At 72.5% G+C, this 23,757-nt stretch carries 22 protein-coding genes; 8 read left to right on the top strand and 14 right to left on the bottom strand.

From position 1 onward, the window contains the following. Positions 1-95 precede the first annotated feature (95 nt). From ACZ4U4_RS09040 to ACZ4U4_RS09025, 4 genes are all read right to left on the bottom strand, one after another. Positions 96-1,400: a hypothetical protein gene (locus ACZ4U4_RS09040; RefSeq protein WP_467870620.1), complete on the bottom strand. Its 1,305-nt coding sequence runs from the start codon at positions 1,398-1,400 to the stop codon at positions 96-98. Continuing rightward, positions 1,390-1,944 carry a DUF6114 domain-containing protein gene (locus tag ACZ4U4_RS09035; protein WP_467870618.1) on the bottom strand — a complete coding sequence of 185 codons (555 nt, stop codon included), beginning with the start codon at positions 1,942-1,944 and terminating at the stop codon, positions 1,390-1,392. Before ACZ4U4_RS09035 ends, ACZ4U4_RS09040 begins: the two co-directional genes overlap by 11 nt. A 152-nt stretch (positions 1,945-2,096) precedes the next feature. Beyond that, positions 2,097-2,714 (bottom strand): DUF6230 family protein, encoded by a 618-nt coding sequence (locus ACZ4U4_RS09030; RefSeq protein WP_391640197.1) that lies wholly within the window; start codon positions 2,712-2,714, stop codon positions 2,097-2,099. 604 nt (positions 2,715-3,318) lie between these two features. Further along, complete coding sequence (locus ACZ4U4_RS09025) at positions 3,319-4,284, bottom strand: tetratricopeptide repeat protein (protein ID WP_467870614.1); 966 nt, start codon at positions 4,282-4,284, stop codon at positions 3,319-3,321. Between the two features lie 331 nt (positions 4,285-4,615). Between ACZ4U4_RS09025 and ACZ4U4_RS09020 the strand changes: the two genes are divergently transcribed. Next, complete coding sequence (locus tag ACZ4U4_RS09020; RefSeq protein ID WP_467870612.1) at positions 4,616-5,257, top strand: TetR/AcrR family transcriptional regulator; 642 nt, start codon at positions 4,616-4,618, stop codon at positions 5,255-5,257. Positions 5,258-5,460: 203 nt separating this feature from the next. Here ACZ4U4_RS09020 and ACZ4U4_RS09015 read toward each other — a convergent pair whose 3' ends face one another. From ACZ4U4_RS09015 to ACZ4U4_RS08990, 6 genes are all read right to left on the bottom strand, one after another. Further along, positions 5,461-6,537, bottom strand: coding sequence for an alpha/beta fold hydrolase (locus ACZ4U4_RS09015; protein ID WP_467870609.1), 1,077 nt, complete (start codon positions 6,535-6,537; stop codon positions 5,461-5,463). A gap of 128 nt (positions 6,538-6,665) precedes the next feature. After that, positions 6,666-8,366: an acyl-CoA mutase large subunit family protein gene (locus tag ACZ4U4_RS09010; RefSeq protein ID WP_467870607.1), complete on the bottom strand. Its 1,701-nt coding sequence runs from the start codon at positions 8,364-8,366 to the stop codon at positions 6,666-6,668. A gap of 170 nt (positions 8,367-8,536) precedes the next feature. After that, positions 8,537-8,869, bottom strand: a complete 333-nt coding sequence (locus tag ACZ4U4_RS09005) for a DUF3817 domain-containing protein (protein WP_143939954.1) — start codon at positions 8,867-8,869, stop codon at positions 8,537-8,539. A gap of 136 nt (positions 8,870-9,005) precedes the next feature. Then, positions 9,006-9,515 (bottom strand): MarR family winged helix-turn-helix transcriptional regulator, encoded by a 510-nt coding sequence (locus tag ACZ4U4_RS09000; protein WP_467870604.1) that lies wholly within the window; start codon positions 9,513-9,515, stop codon positions 9,006-9,008. Positions 9,516-9,669: 154 nt separating this feature from the next. Further along, positions 9,670-9,996: an MTH1187 family thiamine-binding protein gene (locus tag ACZ4U4_RS08995; RefSeq protein ID WP_467870600.1), complete on the bottom strand. Its 327-nt coding sequence runs from the start codon at positions 9,994-9,996 to the stop codon at positions 9,670-9,672. Then, positions 9,993-10,337: a DUF3817 domain-containing protein gene (locus tag ACZ4U4_RS08990; protein ID WP_467870598.1), complete on the bottom strand. Its 345-nt coding sequence runs from the start codon at positions 10,335-10,337 to the stop codon at positions 9,993-9,995. Before ACZ4U4_RS08990 ends, ACZ4U4_RS08995 begins: the two co-directional genes overlap by 4 nt. A 237-nt stretch (positions 10,338-10,574) precedes the next feature. On the opposite strand from ACZ4U4_RS08990, the gene ACZ4U4_RS08985 reads away from it, so the two are divergent. The 4 genes from ACZ4U4_RS08985 (at position 10,575) to ACZ4U4_RS08970 (ending at position 13,252) form a co-directional block, all read left to right on the top strand. After that, positions 10,575-11,213, top strand: coding sequence for an AIM24 family protein (locus ACZ4U4_RS08985; protein WP_078653823.1), 639 nt, complete (start codon positions 10,575-10,577; stop codon positions 11,211-11,213). Beyond that, positions 11,213-11,863 (top strand): AIM24 family protein, encoded by a 651-nt coding sequence (locus tag ACZ4U4_RS08980; protein ID WP_467870594.1) that lies wholly within the window; start codon positions 11,213-11,215, stop codon positions 11,861-11,863. The genes ACZ4U4_RS08985 and ACZ4U4_RS08980 overlap by 1 nt, the downstream gene beginning before the upstream one ends. Then, a complete protein-coding gene (locus ACZ4U4_RS08975; protein ID WP_467870591.1) occupies positions 11,860-12,633 on the top strand; it encodes an AIM24 family protein in 774 nt (257 codons plus the stop codon). Before ACZ4U4_RS08980 ends, ACZ4U4_RS08975 begins: the two co-directional genes overlap by 4 nt. A 142-nt stretch (positions 12,634-12,775) precedes the next feature. Beyond that, entirely contained in the window at positions 12,776-13,252 is a 477-nt protein-coding gene (locus ACZ4U4_RS08970) for a MarR family winged helix-turn-helix transcriptional regulator (RefSeq protein ID WP_467870587.1), read from the top strand. 118 nt (positions 13,253-13,370) lie between these two features. Here ACZ4U4_RS08970 and ACZ4U4_RS08965 read toward each other — a convergent pair whose 3' ends face one another. Both ACZ4U4_RS08965 and ACZ4U4_RS08960 read right to left on the bottom strand, forming a co-directional pair. Then, complete coding sequence (locus ACZ4U4_RS08965; RefSeq protein ID WP_467870584.1) at positions 13,371-14,756, bottom strand: sensor histidine kinase; 1,386 nt, start codon at positions 14,754-14,756, stop codon at positions 13,371-13,373. Then, positions 14,749-15,438, bottom strand: a complete 690-nt coding sequence (locus tag ACZ4U4_RS08960) for a response regulator transcription factor (protein WP_467870581.1) — start codon at positions 15,436-15,438, stop codon at positions 14,749-14,751. The genes ACZ4U4_RS08965 and ACZ4U4_RS08960 overlap by 8 nt, the downstream gene beginning before the upstream one ends. A 110-nt stretch (positions 15,439-15,548) precedes the next feature. On the opposite strand from ACZ4U4_RS08960, the gene ACZ4U4_RS08955 reads away from it, so the two are divergent. Continuing rightward, positions 15,549-16,277, top strand: a complete 729-nt coding sequence (locus ACZ4U4_RS08955; protein WP_467870579.1) for a PepSY domain-containing protein — start codon at positions 15,549-15,551, stop codon at positions 16,275-16,277. A gap of 75 nt (positions 16,278-16,352) precedes the next feature. Here the strand turns inward: ACZ4U4_RS08955 and meaB are convergent, their stop codons facing one another. Continuing rightward, positions 16,353-17,309, bottom strand: a complete 957-nt coding sequence (gene meaB, locus ACZ4U4_RS08950; RefSeq protein WP_467870576.1) for a methylmalonyl Co-A mutase-associated GTPase MeaB — start codon at positions 17,307-17,309, stop codon at positions 16,353-16,355. Positions 17,310-17,374: 65 nt separating this feature from the next. Next, entirely contained in the window at positions 17,375-18,550 is a 1,176-nt protein-coding gene (locus ACZ4U4_RS08945; protein WP_467870945.1) for an acetyl-CoA C-acetyltransferase, read from the bottom strand. A gap of 173 nt (positions 18,551-18,723) precedes the next feature. On the opposite strand from ACZ4U4_RS08945, the gene mce reads away from it, so the two are divergent. Together mce and scy are read left to right on the top strand one after the other, a co-directional pair. Beyond that, positions 18,724-19,164 (top strand): methylmalonyl-CoA epimerase, encoded by a 441-nt coding sequence (mce, locus tag ACZ4U4_RS08940; protein WP_030280672.1) that lies wholly within the window; start codon positions 18,724-18,726, stop codon positions 19,162-19,164. Between the two features lie 237 nt (positions 19,165-19,401). Continuing rightward, positions 19,402-23,727, top strand: a complete 4,326-nt coding sequence (gene scy / locus ACZ4U4_RS08935; protein ID WP_467870572.1) for a polarized growth protein Scy — start codon at positions 19,402-19,404, stop codon at positions 23,725-23,727. Positions 23,728-23,757: the final 30 nt, after the last annotated feature.

The raw sequence follows: 23,757 nt of genomic DNA, 5'->3' as shown, positions 1-23,757 counted from the left end.
GGGAGGGTGTCTCTGCCGCTGAAAAAACACAGCGGGGTTTCCCCCCCCTTCGCGCGGGGGGCCCCCCACCGCCGTTTTTCCCGGTTCCTGCCGTCTCAGCTGTTCTCGATGGTCTCGTGGAGCCCGGGGACATGCAGGGTGCCGCCGAACTGTCCCGCCTGGGCGAGCTTCACCTTGGTGAAGAACGCGAACGGGATGTTGATGGGCGGCGGGTGCTCCGGGTCGAAGACGATCGGGATCAGCCCGAAGAGGTTGCCCTGGAGCCGCTCGGTGTAGAGCGTGACCTGTCCGTCGCGGATGGTCGACGTGGAGCCGGGCGTGGACCGGACGTGGTACTTCAGGCCGTTCGGCCCGTCCACGATCTGGTGCAGATCACCGATGTCGATACCGCCGGCGGTGAACTTCAGCGCCTGCTTGGTCCGCCCGCTCGGCGTCCGGAGGTTGACCACACCCTTGTAGTCGAGGTCCTTCAGCGTCAGCGAGGTGGCTTCCAGGTGCCAGGGGCCCTCCGGCACGGCGGCCGGGGGCTGCTCGTCCGTACCGTCCGACTTCTTCTCGACGACACACGGGAACGGCTTCTTCCCGTCCGCGTCCGGCGCACCGGGATCGGCCGTCGCCCCGGCCGTGGGCGTGGCGTCGTCCTTCCCGTCGGTGGCGTTGCCCGCCGCGTCCCCCGCGTCCTGCGCAGGATCCGCGGAGGTGTCCGCCGTGTCCTTCGCCGGATCGGCGGGCTTCGGTGCGGACGGCTTCGCCGGGGCCGACGCCTTCGAGGGCTCCGGCGTCGCGGACGGGCTCGGGCCCGGCGACGCCGCGTCCTCGCCGGTGTCCTTCGTACCGCCGGGGTGGAAGGCGTCCTCGATCTTCTTGCCCCAGCCCAGCGGGTCGTACCAGGGGTTCCCTTCGTCGTCCGTGGGGGACGGCGACGGGGTGGCGGACGGGGACGGCGCGGAGCCGGTGTCCTTGCCGCCGGACGCGGAGCCGGACGGCGACGGCGAGGCGTCGGGCGACGGCGTGCCCGGCTCCGGCGCCTTCTCCTTCTCCCCGGCCTTGGCGTCCTCGGCGGCCTTGGCGTCCTCGGCGGCCTTCTTGTCCTTGGCGGCCTTCTCCTCCGCGGCCTTCTTCCTGGCGGCCTTCTCCTTGGCCTGCGCCTCCTGCTCCTGCTGGTCCGGAGCGGTGACGCACGGACCGTCCTTGAAGGGGCTCTTGGGCGCCGGCTTGGCCACCGCCAACTGGGGTGTGAACCCCATGCCCATGAGCACGGCGGACGGCATCGCGGCGATGGCTATCGCCTTGCCTGCGGGCACATGGAACCGCGTCAGCAGCGGCTTCTTCGGTGCCGCGTGCCTCGGTCCGGATCTCGCCCCGGCGGCTGCGTTCTCGTGCAGCTCGTCACCCGGCACGGTGCCTCCCGTTCGTTCCGTTGGTCGGGCTCGTTCCTGACAGGTCGTCCAGTCCGTCGCCCGGCCCCGGGGCCGCCCCGGCCACCGCCGGCTGCCCGCCGACCGCCGCCGCGGCCCGCGCGCCCTGCGGCCCGTCGCCCTCCGTCGCCCGGCCCGGCGCCCAGGAGACACCGAGCGCCCCGCCGAACAGTCCCAGCAGGAAGCCGACGAGGAAGGCACCGAAGTTCGAGACGACCAGGGAGACGAGGGAGAGCAGGATGGCCGCCACCCCCGCGAAGACCCGCGAGGCCGGCTGGAACCACAGGGTCAGACCGAGGACGACCAGCAGCACGCCGATGATCAGCGATCCGGCGCCGGCGGTGGTCGCCATGCGCACGGTCAGCGAGCCGATCGTGAGATTGGCGTAGGGGAAGTACATGATCGGCAGACCGGCCAGCAGCGTCAGAAGACCGGCCCAGAACGGGCGTTGCCCGCGCCACTGCCGGAACACGAGACGCTTCCGTCCGAAGTTCTCGTTCAGTCGTGGTCGCGTATCGGCGCTCATGCCATACCTTCGCTTCGCTCGGCCCCGCATCCACGCGGCGCGCACGGTGGTTCTGGGCTGGACGACGTGACTGCTGACGCCCTCGCGGACAGGCGCGGGGTCGCCACGGCGCGGCCACCGGCCCCGCCCCCCGCGCCCGTACGCTCAGCGCGTCAGTAGCACTCGCTCTTGCCCTTGGTGACCTTCATCTGCAGGCCACTCAGCTTGAACGTGCCGGCCGTGGTCGCCCACGCCGTCTGCTTGACGCCGGTCAGCGTGGCCGTGTCGGCTTCCTGGGCGAACGAGCCGGGATCGGCCTTGTCGCCCTTCTTCATGCCGGGGCCCTTGGACGTCGAACCCGCCGCCACACCGATGTTGATGTTCTGGAAGGTCGCATCGGCGTTGAGCTGATCGAGGTCGATGTAGAGGTTCTTCGCCTCGACCGGCGTGCTGCCGCCGCCCGCCATGAGCTTCATCGACACATCGCCGAAGACCGGCACCGGTACGACGACCGACTGGCACAGGTTCTTGATCTTGGCGTCGGAGAACGCCGAGACCGCGACCGGTACCTGCTTGCCGTCCTTCTGGGCGTCGACCGCTCCGTACTGGACGAAGCCGGTGCCGTCCAGCCGGTCGGTGCTGACCTTGAACTGCTGGCCGGACACGCTGAACGATGCCGCGAGGGCGCCCTGCGACAGGGCGACGCCTATCGCGGCGGTCGCCGCGACGCTGGGCACCATGACGACGGCGAACCGCTTCCATCTGGTCCCGCCACGAGCCAGGGACTCCATGACTTTCCTCCTTCTCGGACGTACATCTCCGGCACCGGCGGACTCGGTCGAGTTCCGCGGTACCCGGGATGGGAGAAGTGCTACGTCCTCGGGAAGGAGAGCGCCCGTGCTCGAAAGGCGCATGGCGTTCCGAATACCGGCGTTCACCCCCGAGCGACAACCACTGGCCACGCTCTCGCGCAACCTCCTGGGCAGGCCCTGCCGTTGATGGCCGAGACCCCCCTGCCCACGGTCGGCAACAGGGGCCGCCGACCCACTCGGTGGGGACCCATCTGCCCGCGGTGTCGACCGGCTGCCGCACTACGGAAATGGACCGAGCGTGGCCGATCGTGGTGCATTCCACGCCGCCGCACAAGGGGTTCGTTACTTGCGGGTAACGGGCAGATCACCGGGGTGCGACCGAGCGATATCACGCAGGCACACAGCGTTGCCGCGCCCGACCCGGAAATACGGGGCAATCCCGGCGATACGCCGACACATCACCCCGCAGGACTTACTACGAGTAACAGCGGCCACGATTACCAAGATTTGGTAAAGCGTGGCCGCTGATCGTTTCACCCGTCCGGTGTACGCCCCGGTCGGCGGGCGGGCCTTCGAGGAGCCGTCAGAAGAGCACCCGGGCCAGCGCGGTACGCGCCGAGACGACCCGCGGATCGTCCGTGCCGATCACCTCGAACAGCTCGAGGAGGCGCACCCGCGCGGTCTCCCGGTCGTCACCGGCGGAGCGCTTGACCGTGTCGACGAGACGGCCGAAGGCATCCTCGACATGACCGCCGACGAGATCGAGATCGGCGGCACGCATCTGCGCCTGCACGTCGGCCGGGCTCTCGGCTGCGGCCTTGCGGACGTCCGCGGGGACGAGGTCCTGCACCCGGCGCAGCAGTTCGGCCTGGGCGAGACCGAGCTTCGCCTCGGGGTTGGCGGGGTCGTCGGAGAGGACGTTCTTGTACGCCTGCACCGCACCGCCCAGATCACCGGCGTCCAGCGCGGCACCGGCGGCCGCGAGCGCCGCGTCGTACGGACCGGCCGGGGCCTCGGCGGGCGCCGGGGCGTCCGCGGCCTGCGGTTCGACGGGGGCACCGACGATGCCGAACTGCTGCTCGGCGGCCTGGATCAGCTGGTCGAGCACCTGGCGGATCTGCGCCTCGGGGGCCGCACCCTGGAACAGCGGGATGGGCTGCCCGGCGACGACGGCGAAGACGGCGGGGATGCCCTGCACGCCGAACTGCTGGAAGAGCATCTGGTTGGCGTCGACGTCGACCTTGGCGAGCACGAACTTCCCGGCGTACTCACCGGCCAGCCGCTCCAGCAGCGGGCCCAGCTGCTTGCACGGCTCGCACCATTCGGCCCAGAAATCGAGGACGACCGGCACTTCGGTGGAGCGCTGCAGGACGTCCTGCTGGAACCCCGCCTCGTCGACGTTGATCACCAAGGGGGTACCGGCGGCGGGCGTCGCGCCCGTGCGCGCCGCTTCGGCGCGCGCCTGCTCGGCCTTCTGCTTCGCCTCCCCGGCGGCCTTCACCGCTGCGAGGTCGACGACTCCGCTCATGGACATGTTGCGTGGCTGCATGGGTCCATCCTCCCCCCTGAACGGCCCGTTCCGGAAAGCGATGCCGAAAATCCGGCCCGAGGGCCGCACCGGATCCTCTTCCCGGGTGCTCCGGCCGTCCGTACACTCCGCCGGGATGCGGTGCACGGCCGGGCCTGGCGCCCGATTCCGGCCCCTCGCGGGGCCCCTGCGTGGCCGCGGGTCCCCACCCGGGCCGATGTGATCGTCGCTCTTACGCTACGACCCGTAGCGTAACTACTGGTGGTCCCGCGACGACACCCCCGCCGAGCAGCCGCAGCCGTGATCTGCCTCACCAGAGGCAGCGGAGCTACCGGCCGGTATGGTCGCCCGCATGCCGCACTCCTGCCCCCGGAAACGCCGCACGGGCCGCCCGCGCAGCGTCGAGACCGACCGCGCGATCCTCGACGCGGCGCGGGCCGCCCTGGTCGATCTGGGGTGGGGCCGGTTCACCATGGGCGATGTCGCCGCCCGCGCCGGGGTCGCCAAGACGACGCTCTACCGGCGCTGGGCCAACAAGAACGAACTGGTCGTCGACGCCGTCGCGGTCCTCTTCGACGAGCTGGAACTCCCCGACCGCGGCAGTCTCCAGGCCGACATCGAGGACGTGGTGCTGCAGTTCGGCCGGTTGCTGGAGCGGCCGGAGACGAAGACGGCGCTGATGGCGGTGGTCGCCGAGTCGACCGCCGACGCGGCGCTGCGCGAGCGCATCCGCACCACCATCGTCGACCGGCAGATGGGCCTGGTGATCCTGGGCCGCGAACGCGCCCAGGACCGCGGCGAACTCCCCCCGGACCCGCCCGACCACGACGGCACCCGCGCCGCCGCCGAGACCGTGGGCCTGATCTTCGACGTCATCGCCGGCACGGTCGTCCACCGCACCCTGGTCTCCGCGGAACCCGTCGACGCCGTCTGGGCCCGCCGCCTCGCCACCATCCTGCTGACGGGACTGGCGGGGCTGGCGGGGTTGGGGTGAGGGGGCGGGGGCGGGGGCGGGAGTTGTAGGGGCGACGTTGTGCCGCGGGCCCGTAGGGCTCATCCCGTAGGGGTTCGGCGCCCCCCTTGGGGGCCAACTACCCGCCGGACCAGCGGATTTAACGATTCCATCCGGCGGCACTCGACGGCGCCAGGCACCCAGCACCCAGCCCCCGGCACCCCGCCCCCGGGCCCCCTCCCCCGCTACTTCTTCTCCCGCCAGGCGCAACTGCCCAGCGTGGCGCTTCCCTTCGCGAGCAGCCGGCGGGCCTCCGCGGCCGGGGCCATGGCGCTGTGGCCGCGGTGGCAGATGACGGTGCGGTCGCCGTGGCCCGCGAGGTCGACCAGGATCTGGTCCCAGTGGCGGTACTGCACGTCGTGCCCGGTGTCCGCGTACGAGCGCACCACCGGCGCGGCCGGCAGGTGGTGCCGCCAGGCGGCGAGGGTGACGGGCGGCACGGTGGTGTCCTTCTTGCCGCTGTAGAGGTACACCGGCGCGGTCAGCCGCGACAGGTCCGGGCCCGGCCGCTCGCAGTAGAGCCGCTGCTCATGGACCTGAGGCGCCGGATCGGCCTGCTGCCCGCGCTGGTTGTACGTGCGGGCACCCTCCTCGTACGCGGTGTCGGCGAAGCCGGGGATCTGCTGCACCGGGCTGTCGTCGGGGAACGCCCACCAGACGCGCGGGTCGGTGATCTGCTTCTTGACGGCGGCGGTCAACTGCTCGTCCGACAGGGCGCAGTAGGCGGGCCGGGCTCCGTACGGCGGCAGCGCGGCGGCCAGGTGCAGCGCCTGGATGCGCTGCGGGGCCCGGGCGGCCAGCTCGGCGGCGTACGGGCCGCCGCCGGAGATGGCGATCACGGAGACCTTCCGGACGCCGAGGCGGTCGAGGACCGCGAGGGCGTCCTCGGCGAAGTCGGCCTTGCCCAGCTTCGGGTCGTAGGCGGTGTCGCCGAAGCCGTTGCGTTCGACGGATATCAGCCGCAGCCCCAGCGATGCGCGGGTGGAGCGGAAGAAGTCGGTCATGTGGGCGGCGCGGGCGCTGGTGCCCGTACCGCCGATGAAGAGCACCGGGCGGCCGTCGCGCGGCCCGTCGTCGATGTAGTGCGCGGTCCGCCCGGAGGCGAGTCGGGCGGCGTGGACGTCGGGCCCGAGCGGGTCGAAGTCGTCCTGGACGCGGGCCGGTCGGCCGCCCGCCCCCTCCGGCGCGGATGGCTCGGCGCTCGCGACGGCGGACCCGCCCAGCAACGCCGCCGCGAGCACGGCGGCGGAGGCGGCACACACGGTACGGACTGTTCTCTTCACGCGTTCTCCCGGTACGACGAGGGGCACACAACTGCCTGCACCTACCCCGAAGTTCCGGGAGAACGCCTGGTCATGGGCGAGGGCGCGGCCGGACGGCCACGCTCCGCTCAGAACCCCGCCGGCTCCGTGTAGACCCCCCACTCGTCGCGCAGGGCGTTGCAGATCTCGCCGAGGGTGGCTTCGGCGCGGACCGCCTCCAGCATCGGTTCGATCATGTTGCCGCCGTTGCGGGCGGCGGTGAGCATCGCGTCGAGGGAGGCGGTGACGCGGGCGTCGTCGCGGGCGGCCTTGCGGTCGGTGAGGGTGCGGACCTGTTCGCGTTCGACCTCGTGGCTGACGCGGAGGATCTCCAGATCGCCGGTGACCGAGCCGTGGTGGCAGTTGACGCCGACGACCTTCTTGTCGCCCTTCTCCAGGGACTGCTGGTAGCGGAAGGCGGATTCGGCGATCTCGCCGGTGAACCAGCCGTCCTCGATGCCACGCAGGATGCCGGAGGTGACGGGGCCGATGGCGTGCTGCCCGTCGGGCACCGCCCGGGCGCCGCGCGCCTTGATCTGCTCGAAGATCTTCTCGGCGTCGGCCTCGATCCGGTCGGTGAGCTGCTCGATGAACCACGAACCGCCCAGCGGGTCGGCGACGTTGGCGACGCCGGTCTCCTCCATCAGCACCTGCTGGGTGCGGAGCGCGATCTCGGCGGCCTGTTCGCTGGGGAGCGCCAGGGTCTCGTCGAGGGCGTTGGTGTGCAGGGAGTTGGTGCCGCCGAGGACCGCGGCGAGCGCCTCGACGGCGGTGCGGACGACGTTGTTGTACGGCTGCTGGGCGGTGAGCGAGACCCCGGCGGTCTGGGTGTGGAACCGCAGCCACTGGGCCTTCTCGCTGGTCGCGCCGTAGACGTCGCGCATCCAGCGGGCCCAGATGCGGCGTGCGGCGCGGAACTTGGCGATCTCCTCGAAGAAGTCGAGGTGCGCGTCGAAGAAGAAGGAGAGGCCGGGGGCGAAGGTGTTGACGTCCAGGCCGCGGCTGAGGCCCAGCTCGACGTAGCCGAAGCCGTCGGCGAGGGTGTACGCCAGCTCCTGCGCGGCCGTCGCCCCGGCCTCGCGGATGTGGTAGCCGGAGACGGAGAGCGGCTTGTACGCGGGGATCCGCGCCGCGCAGTGCTCCATGAGGTCGCCGATCAGCCGCAGATGCGGCTCGGGCGGGAAGAGCCACTCCTTCTGGGCGATGTACTCCTTGAAGATGTCCGTCTGAAGGGTGCCGTTGAGGACGGCGGGGTCGACGCCCTGGCGTTCGGCGGCGACGAGGTACATGCAGAAGACGGGGACCGCGGGGCCGCTGATCGTCATCGAGGTCGTGACGTCGCCGAGCGGGATGTCCTTGAAGAGGATCTCCATGTCGGCGGCGGAGTCGATGGCGACGCCGCAGTGGCCGACCTCGCCGAGCGAGCGCGGGTCGTCGGAGTCGCGGCCCATCAGCGTCGGCATGTCGAAGGCGACGGAGAGGCCACCGCCGCCCGCCTCCAGGATCATCTTGTACCGCTCGTTGGTCTGCTCGGCGTTGCCGAAGCCGGCGAACTGGCGGATGGTCCAGGTGCGGCCCCGGTAGCCGGTGGGGTACAGGCCGCGGGTGAAGGGGTACTCGCCGGGCCAGCCGATCCGCTCGAAGCCGTCGACGGTGTCGCCGGGGCGCGGGCCGTAGACGGGCTCCACGGGGTCACCCGAGAGTGTGGAGAAGTCCGCATCGCGCTTACGGGCGGAGTCGTACCGGGCCTGCCAGCGGCGGCGGCCCTCTTCGATCGCGTCGGCGTCCATACCGTTGAATTTACTAGGACGTCCTAGTAGTTGTCGATGGCAAGCGCCTGCCGTGTCCCCTGATCACTCCCCCATTTACTCCCCTACGGGTTCCGCACCCGCCCTGAACAGCACGAACGCGCCCGTCCCCGGGCGGGGAGGGCGCGTGGCGCGGGTGGGGTGCGGCGCGGTCAGACCTTGACCGGCTGCGGTGTGCCGTCCTGGAGCTGCGGGCGGATCTCGGCGACGACCTGGCGCTCGACGAAGAACGCGGCGGTCGGGATGGTGCCGGCGACCAGCACCCACAGCAGCTTGCCGAACTTCCACTTCGCCTTGGAGCCCAGGTCGAAGGCGAAGACGAGGTAGATGATGAACAGCACGCCGTGGATCTGGGAGACGACGAGGGTGAGGTCCTTGCCCGCACCGAAGCCGTACTTGGCCACCATGCAGGCGCACAGGACGAGGAGCATCACGGCGGTGGCGTAGGCCATCACCCGGTAGCGGGTCAGGACACTGGGCTTCATGCCCCCGAGCGTAACCGGACCTCCTGGGGCGATCTTCGCCACCCCCGTGGCGTGGCGGCGAAGATCGGGGGCGCGTGAGAACGGCCAGGTCGGGCGTGGGTGGGCGGCCTGACGGGGCTCCGGTGGGCGGGCCCGGTCAGTCCTCGGCGAAGTCGCCCGCGGCGACCCGCAGCGGGCGGAGCATGGCGAAGATCTCCGCGCACTCCTCGGCGTCGTAGGCGCCCAGACCGAAGTCCATCCCCATCAGGTCACGGGTGGCGGCGTCGCACATCTCGCGGCCCTTCTCGGTGATGGTGGCGAGGGTGCCGCGGCCGTCGTTGGGGTTGGGCCGCTTGGCGACCAGACCCGACTTGACCAGCCGGTCGACGGTGTTGGTGACCGAGGTCGGGTGCACCATCAGCCGCTCGCCGATCTTCGACATCGGCAGCTCGCCCGCCTTCGAGAAGGTCAGCAGCACCAGCGCCTCGTAACGCGCGAAGGTCAGGCCGTACGGCTTGACCACCGCGTCCACCTCGGAGAGCAGGATCTGGTGGGCCCGCATGATCGAGGTGATCGCGGACATCGACGGCACGGCTCCCCAGCGCTGCTGCCAGAGTTCATCGGCGCGCGCGATGGGATCGAAAGCAAGACTGAGCGGCTTCGGCACGCCCTTGACCCTATCGGGCGGCCATATACCGGTCGGGGGCGTCTCGGGATACGGGCGACCCGCCGGCGCTTTCCGGCAGCGAACGGCCCGCCCGGCCGCCGCCCCGTCGCGTGCGGGAGGGGTGGCGGCCGGGCGGGCCCGGGGTGGTGCGGGGTCAGGCCGGGATGGCGCCGTCCGCCGGGGCGGTGTCGGCGGCGAGGTGGCGTTCGACGGTGGCGACCTTCGAGGTCAGGCCGTCGGTGACGCCCGGCCGGATGTCGGCCTTGAGGACGAGGGAGACCCGGCCCGCGCGGGCCTCGACGGCGGCGACGGCGCGCTTGACGACGTCCATCACCTCGTCCCACTCGCCCTCGATCGAGGTGAACATGGCATCGGTGCGGTTCGGCAGGCCGGACTCGCGGACGACGCGGACGGCGTCGGCGACGTATTCGCCGACGTCCTCGCCCACGCCCAGCGGGCTGACCGAGAAGGCGACGATCATGCGTTGACCGTGCTTTCCCGGCGGGCGCGGGCCGCGATGACCGAGCTCTCGGCCTCCCGCTTGAGCTTGCGCTCGGCGAAGAAACCGCCGGTCGGCAGCACCGAGAGGACGAAGTAGAGGGCAGCGGTCCTCAGGTCCCACTTGGTGCGGTTCCAGGCGTCCAGCCAGAAGACGACGTACAGGATGAAGAGCACGCCGTGGACCATGCCCATGACCATGACGCCGTCGAAGCTGGTGGTGCGCTTGAGGACCGAGCAGCACAGCAGCAGGAGGAAGGAGATCGCCTCGGGGGCGGAGATCAGGCGGAGCCGGTGGAGTGCGGCGGCGGTCTTGATGTCCACGGGAACCTCGTTCGGGTGGCAGGGGCGACAGGCGGAGGGGAAAAGCGCTTGTGCAAGGGTTCACAAGCCTGCCGACCATTGTTACAGCCGCGCCCGGGATCACTGCGCCGGGGGCCGGGCGGCGGCCCGTAGGGGAGGAACGGCCGTGGCCGTCGGGGAAGAGCCAGGGGAACCCCGAGCGGTTCAGGGGGCGGTGGACCTCCCGCGGCGGGTGACCTGGCGGCTACCGTCTGGGACGTGGCTCAGTTTCGGCTCCACGGGAGCAAGGTGCTCGCCGTCGACATGTCGGGCGACGCCGTCAAGGCGAAGAACGGCGCGATGGTCGCGTACGAGGGACAGATGTCGTTCAAGAAGAAGACCGGAGGGGGTGAGGGACTGCGCGGGATGGTCACCCGGCGGCTGACCGGTGAGCAGATGGCGGTCATGGAGGTGAAGGGGCAGGGCACCTGCTATTTCGCCGACCACGCGAGCGAGATCAATCTGGTGCAGCTGCACGGCGAGAAGCTGTACGTGGAGGCGAGCAACCTGCTGTGCACGGACGCCGCGCTGCGCACCGGCACCACCTTCACCGGGCTGCGCGGCGCCTCGCAGGGCAACGGTCTGTTCACCACCACCGTCGAGGGCACCGGCCAGGCGGCGCTGCTCTCCGACGGGCAGGCGGTGGTGCTGCGGGTCACCCGGGAGTATCCGCTCCAGGTCGACCCGGGCGCGTACATCGCGCACACCGGCGATCTCAAACAGCACTTCCAGTCCGGGGTGAACTTCCGCACGTTCCTGGGCGAGGGGTCCGGCGAGGCGTTCCAGATCCGCTTCGAGGGCGAGGGCCTGGTGTACGTCCAGCCCAGCGAGCGCAACACCCTCGGCGGTGAGGTCTGATGCCGTTCACGGTGCTCAATTCCCGCATGGTCGAGGCACGGGTCACGCCCGGGGCGCGGCTGTTCAGCCAGCGCGGCGCGATGCTCGCCTACCGCGGCGAAGTCTCGTTCACCCCGAACATCCAGGGCGGTCAGGGCGGCATCGGCTCGATGATCGGCCGCCGGCTGGCCAACGAGGCCACGCCGCTGATGACGGTGGAGGGCGACGGCACGGTGATGTTCGGCCACGGCGGCCACCACATCCACGTCATCGACCTCACCGGCGAGACGCTGTACGTCGAGGCCGACCGGCTGCTGGCGTTCGACGGTGCGCTGCGCCAGGGCACGATGTTCATGGGCTCGCAGGGCGGGGTGATGGGCATGGTGCGCGGCCAGGTCACCGGCCAGGGCCTGTTCACCACCACGCTGGAGGGTCACGGCTCGGTGGCGGTGATGGCCCACGGCGGCGTCATCGAACTGCCGATCAGTCCGCAGCGGCCGGTCCACGTCGACCCGCAGGCGTACGTCGCCCACCGCGGCGAGGTGCGCAACAAGCTCTCCGCCGCGCTCGGCTGGCGCGAGATGGTGGGTCGCGGCTCCGGCGAGGCGTTCCAGCTGGAGCTGTCGGGCCAGGGCACGGTCTGCGTACAGGCGTCGGAGGAGAAGCTGTGAGCACACCCGTCATCCACGACGTCCACACCCTGCCGCGGAACGACAACGTCAATGCGTACGCGTTCTCGGTGGAGCTGGACGGGCGGTGGTTCCTGCAGAAGGGGAAGATGATCGCGTACTACGGCGCGATCGACTTCCACGGCATCGGGCACGGCCCGCTGGAGCGGCTGATCGCGACGAGTTTCCACTCCCCGCTGCACGCGGCGGACTGGGTGGTGGCCGAGGGCCGGGGGAAGATGGTCCTCGCCGACCGGGCGTTCGACGTCAACTCCTACGATCTCGACGACGGCAACCTCACCGTTCGCGCCGGCAATCTGCTCGCGTTTCAGCCATCTCTGTCACTGAAGCAGTCGATCATTCCGGGCTTTCTGACGCTGCTGGGCACCGGCACATTCGTCGCCGCGTCCAACGGTCCGGTGGTCTTCGCCGAGCCGCCGATCCGGGTGGACCCGCAGGCGCTCGTCGGCTGGGCGGACTGCCCCTCGCCGTGCCACCACTACGACCACCGGTATCTGCAAGGGTTCCTCGGCGGTGTCCGGGCGCACACCGGGCTGGGCGGGGCGTCGGGCGAGGAGCACCAATTCGAGTTCGTGGGCGCGGGTACGGTCCTGTTGCAGTCGACGGAGCAGCTGATGGCGGAGCGGGCGACGGGTGAGGTGACGCCGGAGGCGGGTGTGCCGGGGTCCGGGGTGCCGGTCGGGGCGGGTGGCTCACAAGCACCGCAGCTGCCGGGTGCGCTCGGCGGCCTCCAGCAACGTTTCGGGCTGTGAACGGTAGTCTGCGCACCGTGAGCAGCTCGAACGTCTGAGCCACCCCATCCGGCCCGGGGAGCCGGTACCGGCGACCACTGTGCGGTTGCCCGATCGACCCGCATTTATTTCATCATTCAACTTTTACGGGTAGAATTCATCCATGACGACCGACAGCGACACCCCCTGGCTGACCGACCAGGAACAGCGCGCCTGGCGTACCCATCTGGACGTCAGCAGGCTGCTGATGCACCAACTGGAGCGCGATCTCCAGCCGTTCGGGCTGACCAACAACGACTACGAGATCCTCGTCAATCTCTCCGAGGCCGAGGGCCACCGGATGCGGATGAGCGATCTCGCGTCGAGCACGCTCCAGTCCAAGAGCCGTCTCTCGCACCAGATCACCCGCATGGAGAACGCCGGTCTGGTCCGCCGCGAGCACTGCGAATCGGACCGCCGCGGGCTCTACGCCGTCCTGACCGAGGAGGGCTGGGAGACCATGCGCCGGGTCGCGCCGCACCACGTGGCCTCGGTGCGCCGGCACTTCATCGACCTCTTCACCCCGGAGGGCCTGGCGCAGCTGCACTCCTCGCTGGGGCCGGTCGCGGCCCGGCTGCGGGAGCACCGCGGCGCCCTCTGAGCCCACGCCGCGGTCCGCGCCCCCGGACCGCGGCGGCGGCCGCCCGCGGCGCAAACTCGCCCCGACGGCCCGCGCCCCGGCGCCCCGCCCACGCCCGCCGGCCCGGCGATCCCGCAGGTCAGCGCAGTGCCGGCAGCCGCAGCTCGAACACCGAGCCCTCGCGCACCCGCAGCGAACCGCCGTGCCGCTCGGCCACGTCCCGAGCGATGGCCAGTCCCAACCCGGCGCCGCCGTCGTCCCGGGCCCGTGCGTCGTCGAGCCGGACGAACCGCTCGAAGATCCGCTCGCGGTCACCGGGCGGAACCCCCGGCCCGTCGTCGTCGACCCGCAGCACCACCTCCGCGCCCTCCCGCACCACCGCCACCCGTACCGCCGCGGTGGCATGGCGCTCCGCGTTGTCCAGCAGGTTGCCCAGCACCCGGCCCAACTGGCCGCGCGAGCCGGTCACTTCCGCCTCGTCCAGCCGTCCGACGGTGACGGCGATCCGGTCGGCGGGCCGCTGCGACACCTCCTCCCGCACCAGCGCGGCCAGCGCGACCGGAGCCCCGGCGGGCCGCTCCCCCGCGTCCAGCCGGGCCAGCAGCAGCAGATCGGCGGCGAGTTGCTGGAGCCGTACGGTGTCCTCGACCGCGCCCGGTACGTCCAGCAGGTCGGGGTGGGCGGCGCCCACCTCCAGCTGGGTGCGGAGGCTGGCGATCGGGCTGCGCAGCTCGTGGGAGGCGTCGGCGACGAAGCGGCGCTGCCGTTCGACCGACGTCTCCAGAGCCGCCAGCGTCTCGTTGGTGGTCCGCGCCAGCCGCCCGATCTCGTCCCGCGCCGCGGGCACCGGCACCCGGCGGCTGAGGTCCGTACTCGCGGTGATCGCGGCCATCTCGCCCCGGATGCCCTCGACCGGCCGCAGCGCCCGCCGGGTGACCAGCCACGTCACGCCCGCCACGACCAGCAGCAGCAGCGGCAGACCGAGCAGCATCGCGGTGCGGAGCGAGTCCACCGCCTGCTCCGCCGTCGCCAGCGGCGCCCCGGCGCGGACCACCGCCTTGCGGCCCGCGGTGTCCTCCGCCTCGACGGTCGCGAAGCGGTAGTCGGCGCGGTGCCCGTCGACGGTCGCGGTGCCGTCGGCCACCTTCACATCGTCGTCGACCTCGCCGTGGTGGTCGCCGTCCGTCCCGTCGTCGCCGCCGTCACCGTCGGGCCCGCCCGCGACCCGCTTCCCGTCGACCTCCTCGACGTCGTCGCCCACGGCCAGCAACCGGCCGTCGTCGTCGGTGACCACCACCGGCCGGTCGTCGCCGTCCGGCAGATGGAGATCGCCGTGGACGGAGCCGGTGGCGATCCGGACGGCGACGGCGCGGGCGGCGACCTCGGCCTGGAGGTCGGTCTGGGCGCGGAGGTTGCCGCGCAGCACCAGCAGCAGCGCCGTCCCGGCCAGGACCAGGGCCACCGCCACCACCAGCGTCGCCCCGGCCGTCGCCCGGGCGCGGACCGAGCCGAGGGCGTTACGCATCGGCCACCAGCCGGTACCCGGCGCCGCGCACGGTGCGGATGTGCTCGGCGCCCAGCTTGCGGCGGAGCGCACTGACGTAGACCTCGACGATGTTGAGGTCGCCCTCGTAGGCGAAGTCCCAGACGTGGTCGAGGATCTCGGCCTTGGAGACCACCTCACCGGCGCGGAGCGCGAGCTGTTCCAGGACGGCGAACTCCTTGGCGGTCAGCGTCACCTCGGCGCCGTCCCGCAGCACGGTGTGCGCGCCCTGGTCGACGGTGAGCGTGCCGACCCGCAGCACCGGCGCCGCCGTCCGCCCGTGGCGCCGCAGCAGGGCCTTCACCCGGGCGACGAGGACCACGTACGAGAACGGTTTGGTGAGGTAGTCGTCGGCGCCGGTGTCGAGCCCCTCGGCCTCGTCGTACTCGCCGTCCTTGGCGGTCAGCATCAGGACGGGCACCTCGCTCCCGGCGGCCCGCAGCGCGGCGCAGACGCGGTAGCCGTTGAGGCCCGGCAGCATGATGTCCAGCACGACCAGATCATGGCCGCCCTCGCTCGCGCGGCGCAGGCCCTCGGTGCCGTCGTGGACCACGTCGACGGTGTAGCCCTCGGCGCGCAGCCCGCCGGCGAGCGCGCGGGCCAGCCGTTTCTCGTCCTCGACGAGCAGCAGACGGAACGGGCGCGCGGGCGTGGCAGCAGACATGGGTTCAGCTTCGCACCCCGTTCCTGAAGCGCTCTTCAGGGTCCTTCAGCTCCGCTTCAGCTCGGTTTTGCCACGGTGGGGTCATCGCCGATCACAGGGGAGCAACCACCATGAAGCGCCGTTCCGTCCTCGCCGCCGCCACCGCCGCCGTCCTCATCGCCGGGGGCGCCACGACCGCCGTCGCCGTCAACACCGGCGGCCCCGGCGGCCCGCAGTCCCACGCACAGACCGCCGAGCAGCTCGTGGCGACCGCCGGTGCGGAGGGCGTCGCGGCGGCCGGCGGACACGACCGCCGGGAGGCCGGGGAGGTCGGGGAGGTCGGGGAGGTCGGGGACGCCGGGCGGGCCGCCGGGGCGAAGACCGACGCCACGCAAGCCGCGGTCGCCGCCCTGCGGGCCGTCCCCGGCACGGTCACCGAGATCGAGCTGGACGAGGAGCGCGGCCAACTGGTCTGGGAGGCCGACGTCCTCGGCCGCGACGGCGCCTGGCACCACCTCGACCTCGACCCGCTCACCACCCGCGTCCTGCGCTCCCACACCGACCCCGACACCGGCGGCGCGCACGGTCAGGACCGGGTGCGGGCGGCGCTGCGGGGCACCACGGTGGACGCCGCGTCCGCCGCCCGCGCCACCGGTCCGGGCCGTGGCACGGTGACGTCGGTGGACTTCGAGGACGACGACCACGGCGCCCAGGCCGTCTGGGAGGTCGAGACCGTCACCCGGGACGGTAAGGAGCACACCTACCTCGTCGACCCGCGCACCGCCGCGGTGCACACCGCCCCGGCGGACGGTGACCACGACGACGACCACGACGGTGCCGGGGACCACGACGACGACTGAGCCGCCGCGCCCGCACGGACAGGCCCCGGCTCCCGCAGCGTGCGGGAGCCGGGGCCTGCGCGGGGGCGGAGCGCGTCAGCCGCCCGTCAGCCCCGCGATCAGCTCGTCCGCCGCCCGGTACGGGTCGCTCTCGCCCGCGACGATGCGGTCCGCGAGGGCCTCCAGACGCCGGTCGCCGTGGAGATCGCCGATCCGTTCGCGCAGCGCCGTCACCGCGATGGTCTCGACCTCCTGGGCGGCGCGGGCGTGGCGGCGCCGGGCCAGCACGCCGTGCTCCTCCATCCACGCCCGGTGCTTCTCCAGCGCCTCGACGACCTCGTCGACACCCTCCGCGCGCGCCGCGACGGTCTTGACGATCGGCGGCCGCCACTCCCCCGCGCCCCGCGCGGCGCCGAGGCCGAGCATGTGGTTCAGCTCCCGCGCGGTGGCATCGGCGCCGTCCCGGTCGGCCTTGTTGACCACGTAGACGTCGCCGATCTCCAGGATTCCGGCCTTCGCCGCCTGGATGCCGTCGCCCATGCCCGGCGCCAGCAGCACCACGCTGGTGTCGGCCTGGGAGGCGATCTCCACCTCGGACTGCCCGACGCCGACCGTCTCGACGAGGATCACCTCGCACCCGGCCGCGTCCAGCACCCGGATCGCCTGCGGCGCCGCCCAGGCGAGACCGCCCAGATGGCCGCGGGTGGCCATCGACCGGATGTAGACACCGGGGTCGGAGGCGTGGTCGCTCATCCGGATGCGGTCGCCGAGCAGCGCCCCGCCGGAGAACGGCGAGGACGGGTCGACCGCCAGCACCCCGACCCGCTTCCCCGCCCTGCGGTACGCGGTGACCAGCGCCGAGGTGGTGGTGGACTTCCCCACGCCGGGTGAGCCGGTCAGCCCGACGACATAGGCGTTCCCGGTCAGCGGCGCGAGCTGGGCCATCACCTCCCGCAGATGCGGGGAGGCCCCCTCCACCAGGGAGATCAGCCGGGCCACCGCCCGGGGCCGGCCCTGCCGTGCCTGCTCCACCAGCTGCGGGACGTCCACCATCGCTGCTCGGCTCCTTCTACGGGTTCGTACGGACGGTGCGGTTCACCGGCGCGGGCCGGCGGTGCTCACTTCCCCGGGACGCGGACGATCAGCGCATCGCCCTGGCCGCCACCGCCGCACAGGGCGGCCGCGCCGGTGCCGCCGCCGCGCCGCTTCAGCTCCAGCGCGAGGTGGAGGACGAGGCGGGCGCCGGACATGCCGATGGGGTGGCCGAGCGCGATGGCGCCGCCGTTCACGTTCACCTTTTCAGGGGACACCCCGAGGTCCTTCACGGACTGCACGGCGACCGCGGCGAACGCCTCGTTGATCTCGATCAGATCAAGATCTTCGGTGGTCAGGCCCTCCTTGCCGAGGGCGTGGAGGATCGCGTTGGACGGCTGCGACTGGAGGGAGTTGTCGGGGCCCGCGACATTGCCGTGCGCGCCGATCTCGGCGATCCACTCCAGGCCCAGCTCCTCGGCCTTGGCCTTGCTCATCACCACGACCGCGGCGGCGCCGTCGGAGATCTGCGAGGCGGAGCCCGCGGTGATCGTGCCGTCCTTGGCGAACGCCGGGCGGAGCTTGCCGAGCGATTCGGCGGTGGTCTCCGGGCGAATGCCCTCGTCCTGGCTGAAAACGACCGGCTCGCCCTTACGCTGCGGGATCTCCACCGGGGTGATCTCCGCCTCGAAGAGGCCGTTCTTCTGCGCGGCGGCGGCGCGCTGGTGGGAGCGGGCGGCGAACTCGTCCTGCTCGGGGCGGGCGATGCCGAGGCGGGTGTTGTGCTTCTCGGTCGACTCCCCCATCGCGATGTTCTCGAACGCGTCGGTGAGGCCGTCGTGCGCCATCGCGTCGAGCATCTCCACCGCGCCGTACTTGAAGCCCTCCCGGGACTTCGGCAGCAGATGCGGGGCGTTGGTCATCGACTCCTGGCCACCGGCGACGACCACGTCGAACTCCCCGGCGCGGATCAGCTGGTCCGCCAGGGCCACGGCGTCCAGACCCGAGAGGCAGACCTTGTTGACGGTCAGCGCCGGGACGCTCATCGGGATCCCGGCCTTGACGGCGGCCTGGCGGGCGGGGATCTGGCCCGCGCCGGCCTGGAGCACCTGGCCCATGATCACGTACTCCACCTGGTCACCGCCGATGCCCGCGCGGTCCAGCGCCGCCTTGATGGCCACCCCGCCGAGGTCGGCGCCGGAGAAGGAGCGCAGCGAGCCCAGGAGACGGCCCATGGGGGTGCGTGCCCCCGCCACGATCACGGAGGTGGTGCCGTTGGTTCCGTTCGTTGCAGACATGCGGTGCGGCCTTCCTTTGCAGGGAAGTTAACGAGGGTTCCCGTCAATGTACTGAGGGGTACGCGCCGGGTCACCGGCAAGTGGGTGTGACGGCGCGCACGTTGCGTAACCAGCTGTGCGAGCGGTGCACTGGAGCCATGCTGACGCGAATCGACCACATCGGGATCGCCTGTTTCGACCTGGACCGGACCGTCGAGTTCTACCGTGCCACCTACGGCTTCGAGGTGTTCCATTCCGAGGTCAACGAGGAGCAGGGCGTCCGCGAGGCGATGCTCAAGATCAACGAGACCTCGGACGGCGGCGCCTCCTACCTCCAGCTCCTGGAGCCCACCCGCGAGGACTCCGCGGTCGGCAAGTGGCTCGCCAAGAACGGCGAGGGCGTGCACCACATCGCCTTCGGCACCGCCGACGTCGACACCGACGCCGCGGACATCCGTGACAAGGGCGTCCGGGTGCTCTACGACGAGCCACGGAAGGGCTCCATGGGGTCACGGATCACGTTCCTGCACCCCAAGGACTGCCACGGTGTACTGACCGAACTGGTCACGGCGGCGCCTTCCGCCCCGGACGACCACTGACCGATGTCCTCCCCGGCCGGTAGAGTGCAGCTTCGGCCGGGGTACGAGCTGCTCACGCACGGTGCGAGCGCTTCCTGGGGATGGGGCTCGGTCCATACTCCGCCGATGATCTGACACCATTTCTTCGGAAGGGTCGGCTCCGGGGGCGCAGCCTCGTACGACGTGACGTGTACGGGCCCGCGTCCGCAGCACCGGGGACGGCCGCCACCATGACCATGGGACGGATGGGACCGCGCAGTGCGGGGCAACGAGCGCCAGGAGCGTCAGCGGGCTGAGGCCGATCACCTCTCGCAGTTCGAGGCCGAGATGGAGCGGCTGAAGACCGAGCGGGACAAGGCCGTCCAGCACGCCGACGACCTCGGCTATCAGGTCGAGGTGCTGCGCGCCAAGCTGCACGAGGCGCGTCGCACGATCGCGAGTCGGCCCGCCTACGACAACGTCAGTCACCAGGCGGAACAGCTGCTGCGCAACGCGCAGCTGCAGGCGGAGCAGTTGCGCGCCGACTCCGAGCGGGAGCTGCGCGAGGCCCGGGCGCAGACCCAGCGGCTGCTCCAGGAGCAGGCCGAGCGGCAGGCCCGGATGGAGGCCGAGCTGCACGCCGAGGCGGTCGAGCGCCGCCAGCGGCTCGACGAGGAGCTGAACGAGCGCCGCCAGACCGTCGAGTCGCACGTCAACGAAAACGTCGCCTGGGCCGAGCAGTTGCGCGCCCGTACGGAGTCCCAGGCCCGCCGCCTGATGGACGAGTCGCGGGCCGAGGCCGAGCAGGCGCTGGCGGCCGCGCGCGCCGAGGCGCAGCGCCTGACCGAGCAGGCCCGGGAGCGGCTGGGCACCGAGGCGGAGGAGGCCCGCGCCGAAGCGGAATCCATCCTGCGCCGGGCGCGGGCCGACGCCGAGCGGCTGCTGAGCGCCGCCTCCACCCAGGCCCAGGAGGCCACCGACCAGGCGGAGCAGCTGCGTTCGAGCGCGGGCACCGAGTCGGAGGAGGCGCGCCGCGCCGCCGCCGAGCTGACCCGCAGCGCCGAGGCGCGGCTGAAGGAGGCCGACACGGCGCTGCGCGAGGCGCGCGCCGAGGCCGAGAAGCTGGTCGAGGAGGCGCAGCAGAACGCCACCAAGCGGCTGGCGGCCGGCGAGTCGGAGAACGAGCAGCGCACCCGTACGGCCAAGGCGGAGATCGCCCGGCTGGTCGGCGAGGCCACCAAGGAGGCCGAGGCGCTGCGGGCCGAGGCCGAGCAGCTGCGCAAGGACGCCGCGGCCCAGGCCGAGCGGCTGGTCGAGGAGGCGCGCGAGGAGGCCAGGTCCAAGGCGGCGGAGGACTCCGCGGCGCAGCTGGCGAAGGCCGCGCGGACCGCCGAGGAGGTGCTCACCAAGGCGTCCGAGGATGCCAAGGCCACCACGAAGGCGGCGGCCGAGGAGGCCGAACGGCTGCGCAGCGAGGCCGAGTCGGAGGCCGACCGGCTGCGCGAGGAGGCGCACGACACCGCCGAGCAGCTCAAGGGCGCGGCGAAGGACGACACCAAGGAGTACCGCGCCAAGACCGCCGAACTCCAGGAGGAGGCGCGGCGGCTGCGCGGCGAGGCGGAGCAACTGCGCGCCGACGCCGTCGCGGAGGGCGAGCGGATCCGCGGCGAGGCGCGCCGCGAGGCGGTCCAGCAGATCGAGGAGGCGGCCGGGTCCGCCGAGGAGCTGCTGACCGAGGCGAAGGCGGACGCCGAGGAGACCCGTACCAAGGCCGGTGCGGAGAGCGAGCGGGTCCGTACGGAGGCCATCGAGCGGGCCACCGCGCTGCGCCGCCAGGCCGAGCAGGCGCTGGAGCGGGCCCGTACCGAGGCCGAGGAGCTGCTGTCCGAGGGCGCGCAGGCCGCGGAGCTGGTCGCGTCGGAGGCGGAGGAGGCCGCGGCGCGGCTGCGCGAGGAGACCGAGGCGGCCGTCGCGGAGCGGCGCGAGGAGGCGCAGGCCGAGCTGGACCGGCTCACGGCGGACGCCGAGGAGAAGGTCGCCTCGGCCGAGGAGGCGCTGCGCGAGGCGCGCGCCGAGGCGGAGCGGCTGCGCCGCGAGACCCAGGAGGAGGCGGCCCGGCTCAAGGCGGAGGCCGCCGAGCGGCGCCGGACCCTCCAGCAGCAGGCCGAGGAGGAGGCCGAGCGGCTGCGCACCGAGGCCGCGCAGGACGCGTCGGCGGCCCGTACCGAGGGCGAGTCGGTCGCCGAGCGGCTGCGCACCGAGGCGGCGGCCGAGGCGGAGCGGCTCAAGAGCCGGGCGCGGGAGAGCGCCGACCGGGTGCGGGCGGAGGCCGAGGCCGCCGCCGAGCGGGCCGGCAACGAAGCGGCCGAGGCGCTGTCCGCGGCGCAGGAGGAGGCCGCACGCCGCCGCCGGGAGGCCGAGCAGCTGCTGGGCGAGGCCCGCGAGGAGGCCCACCAGGAGCGCACCGCGGCGCGCGAGCAGAGCGAGGAGCTGCTGACGTCGGCGCGGACCCGCGTCAGCGAGGCGCAGGCCGAGGCGGAGCGGCTGGTCGAGGAGGCCGAGCAGCGCTCCGAGGAGCTGGTGACGACCGCCGAGACCGCCGCACAGCAGGTGCGCGACGCGGTCGCCGGGCTGCACGGCGAGGCCGAGGAGGAGATCGCCCAGCTGCGGTCGGCGGCCGAGCAGGCGGCGGAGCGGACGCGGACGGAGGCCGGCGAGGAGGCCGAGCGGGTCCGCGCGGACGCCTACGCCGAGCGCGAGCGGGCCTCCGAGGACGCCACGCGGCTGCGGCAGGAGGCGCAGGAGGCGTCCGAGGCCGCGCAGGAGCTGGCGGAGCGGACGGTCGCGGAGGCGATCGAGGAGTCCGAGCGGCTGCGCACCGAGACCGCGGAGAAGGCCGAACGGCTGCACGCCGAGGCCACCGAGGAGGCCGAGCGGCTGCGTGCCGAGGCCGCGGAGGTGCTCGACGAGGCCCGCCGGGACGCGGGCACCGCCCGTACGGAGGCCGCGGAGCAGGCGGACCGGCTGGTCACCGAGGCGAGTGCGCAGGCCGAGAAGCTGGTCGCGGACGCCACCGCCAAGGCGCAGCAGCTGCGGACCGACGCGTCGGACGCGCTGGCCGCCGGTGAGCAGGACGCGGCGCGGGCCCGTGCGGAGGCGCGCGGCGATGCCAACCGCATCCGGTCGGAGGCCGCGGAGCAGGCCGACCGGCTGGTCACCGAGGCCCGCGCGGAGGCCGAACGGATCGTCAACGAGGCGGCCGAGCTGACCTCTTCGGCGCAGGAGGACGCCGACCGTACGGTCGAGGAGGCCAAGGAGGCCGCCGAGCGGATCCGCACCGAGGCCGAGGAGCAGGCGCAGGCCCGGCTGGCGGAGGCGACCGCGGAGGCGGAGCGGCTGCGCCAGGAGGCCGAGGAGGCGCTGGAGCAGGCCCGTACGGAGGCCGAGCGCATCGGCGACGAGGCGCGCAAGGCCGCCAACAAGACCCGTTCGGACGCCGCGGTCCAGGCCGACGAGCTGCTGACGGAGGCGGGCACCGAGGCGGAGAAGCTGCGGACGGAGGCGGCCGAGACCGGCGCCCAGGCCGAGCGGGACGCCGACCGTACCCGGGCGGACGCCCGGGAGCAGGCCGACCGGATGGTGGCCACCGCAACCGCCGAGTCGGACCGGCTGCGTACCGAGGCGGCCGAGACGGTCACCTCGGCGCAGGAGCACGCCACCCGCACCCGCAAGGAATCGGCCAAGGTCAAGGAGGAGGCCGAGGCCGAGGCGGAGCGGCTGCGTACCCAGGCGCAGGAGGAGGCCGACCGGCTGCTGGACGAGGCGCGCAAGGATGCCGCCAAGCGCCGTGCGGACGCCGCCGAGCAGGCCGATCAGCTGGTCGCGAAGGCCCAGGAGGAGGCGGTGCGGGCGGCCGCGGCCGCCGAGGAGCAGGCCGACACGATGGTCGGCGCGGCCCGCAAGGAGGCCCACCGCATCGTCCAGGAGGCGACGGCGGAGGGCAACGCGCGGGTGGAGAAGGCCCGCACGGACGCCGATACGCTGCTGAGCGAGGCGCGCGGGGACGCGACGGCCATAAGGGAGCGCTCCGAGGAGCTGCGGACCCGTATCGAGTCCGAGGTCGAGGAGTTGCACGACCGGGCGCGCCGGGAGTCGTCGGAGGCGATGAAGAACGCCGGCGAGCGGGTCGACAAGCTCATCGCGCAGGCCACGCAGCAGCAGAAGGAGGCCGAGGAGAAGGCCGAGAAGCTGGTGTCGGACGCGAACAGCGAGGCCAGCAAGGTCCGGATCGCGGCGGTGAAGAAGGCCGAGGGCCTGATCAAGGAGGCCGAGAACAAGCGGGCCGAGGCGGTGCGCAACGCCGAGCGGATGCGCACCGAGGCCGAGGCCGAGGCCGCCCGGATCATCGAGGAGGGCCGTCGGGAGCTGGACGTCCTCTCCCGTCGCCGCAAGGACATCAACACCGAGATCTCGCGGGTGCAGGACGTGCTGGAGGCCCTGGAGTCGTTCGAGACGCCGGGTGCGGGTGAGGGCAAGTCCGGTGGCGGAAAGACCGCCGCGGGGGCATCGTCAACTCGTTCGAGTGGCAAGCCCTCTGAAGGGTAGCCACTCAAATGAGGGGTCATTCTCCTCTTC

The sequence above is a fragment of the Streptomyces sp. NPDC029159 genome, from assembly GCF_055564055.1.
This window is presented reverse-complemented; position numbering and strand designations above follow the sequence as displayed.

Excerpts from the sequence above, each read along its gene's own strand:
- ACZ4U4_RS09035 (WP_467870618.1), bottom strand. The coding sequence starts at position 1,944 with ATGAGCGCCGATACGCGACCACGACTGAACGAGAACTTCGGACGGAAG.
- ACZ4U4_RS09030 (WP_391640197.1), bottom strand. The coding sequence starts at position 2,714 with ATGGAGTCCCTGGCTCGTGGCGGGACCAGATGGAAGCGGTTCGCCGTC.
- ACZ4U4_RS09025 (WP_467870614.1), bottom strand. The coding sequence starts at position 4,284 with ATGCAGCCACGCAACATGTCCATGAGCGGAGTCGTCGACCTCGCAGCG.
- ACZ4U4_RS09020 (WP_467870612.1), top strand. The coding sequence starts at position 4,616 with ATGCCGCACTCCTGCCCCCGGAAACGCCGCACGGGCCGCCCGCGCAGC.
- ACZ4U4_RS09010 (WP_467870607.1), bottom strand. The coding sequence starts at position 8,366 with ATGGACGCCGACGCGATCGAAGAGGGCCGCCGCCGCTGGCAGGCCCGG.
- ACZ4U4_RS09005 (WP_143939954.1), bottom strand. The coding sequence starts at position 8,869 with ATGAAGCCCAGTGTCCTGACCCGCTACCGGGTGATGGCCTACGCCACC.
- ACZ4U4_RS08995 (WP_467870600.1), bottom strand. The coding sequence starts at position 9,996 with ATGATCGTCGCCTTCTCGGTCAGCCCGCTGGGCGTGGGCGAGGACGTC.
- ACZ4U4_RS08980 (WP_467870594.1), top strand. The coding sequence starts at position 11,213 with ATGCCGTTCACGGTGCTCAATTCCCGCATGGTCGAGGCACGGGTCACG.
- ACZ4U4_RS08970 (WP_467870587.1), top strand. The coding sequence starts at position 12,776 with ATGACGACCGACAGCGACACCCCCTGGCTGACCGACCAGGAACAGCGC.
- ACZ4U4_RS08965 (WP_467870584.1), bottom strand. The coding sequence starts at position 14,756 with ATGCGTAACGCCCTCGGCTCGGTCCGCGCCCGGGCGACGGCCGGGGCG.
- ACZ4U4_RS08960 (WP_467870581.1), bottom strand. The coding sequence starts at position 15,438 with ATGTCTGCTGCCACGCCCGCGCGCCCGTTCCGTCTGCTGCTCGTCGAG.
- ACZ4U4_RS08955 (WP_467870579.1), top strand. The coding sequence starts at position 15,549 with ATGAAGCGCCGTTCCGTCCTCGCCGCCGCCACCGCCGCCGTCCTCATC.
- meaB (WP_467870576.1), bottom strand. The coding sequence starts at position 17,309 with ATGGTGGACGTCCCGCAGCTGGTGGAGCAGGCACGGCAGGGCCGGCCC.
- mce (WP_030280672.1), top strand. The coding sequence starts at position 18,724 with ATGCTGACGCGAATCGACCACATCGGGATCGCCTGTTTCGACCTGGAC.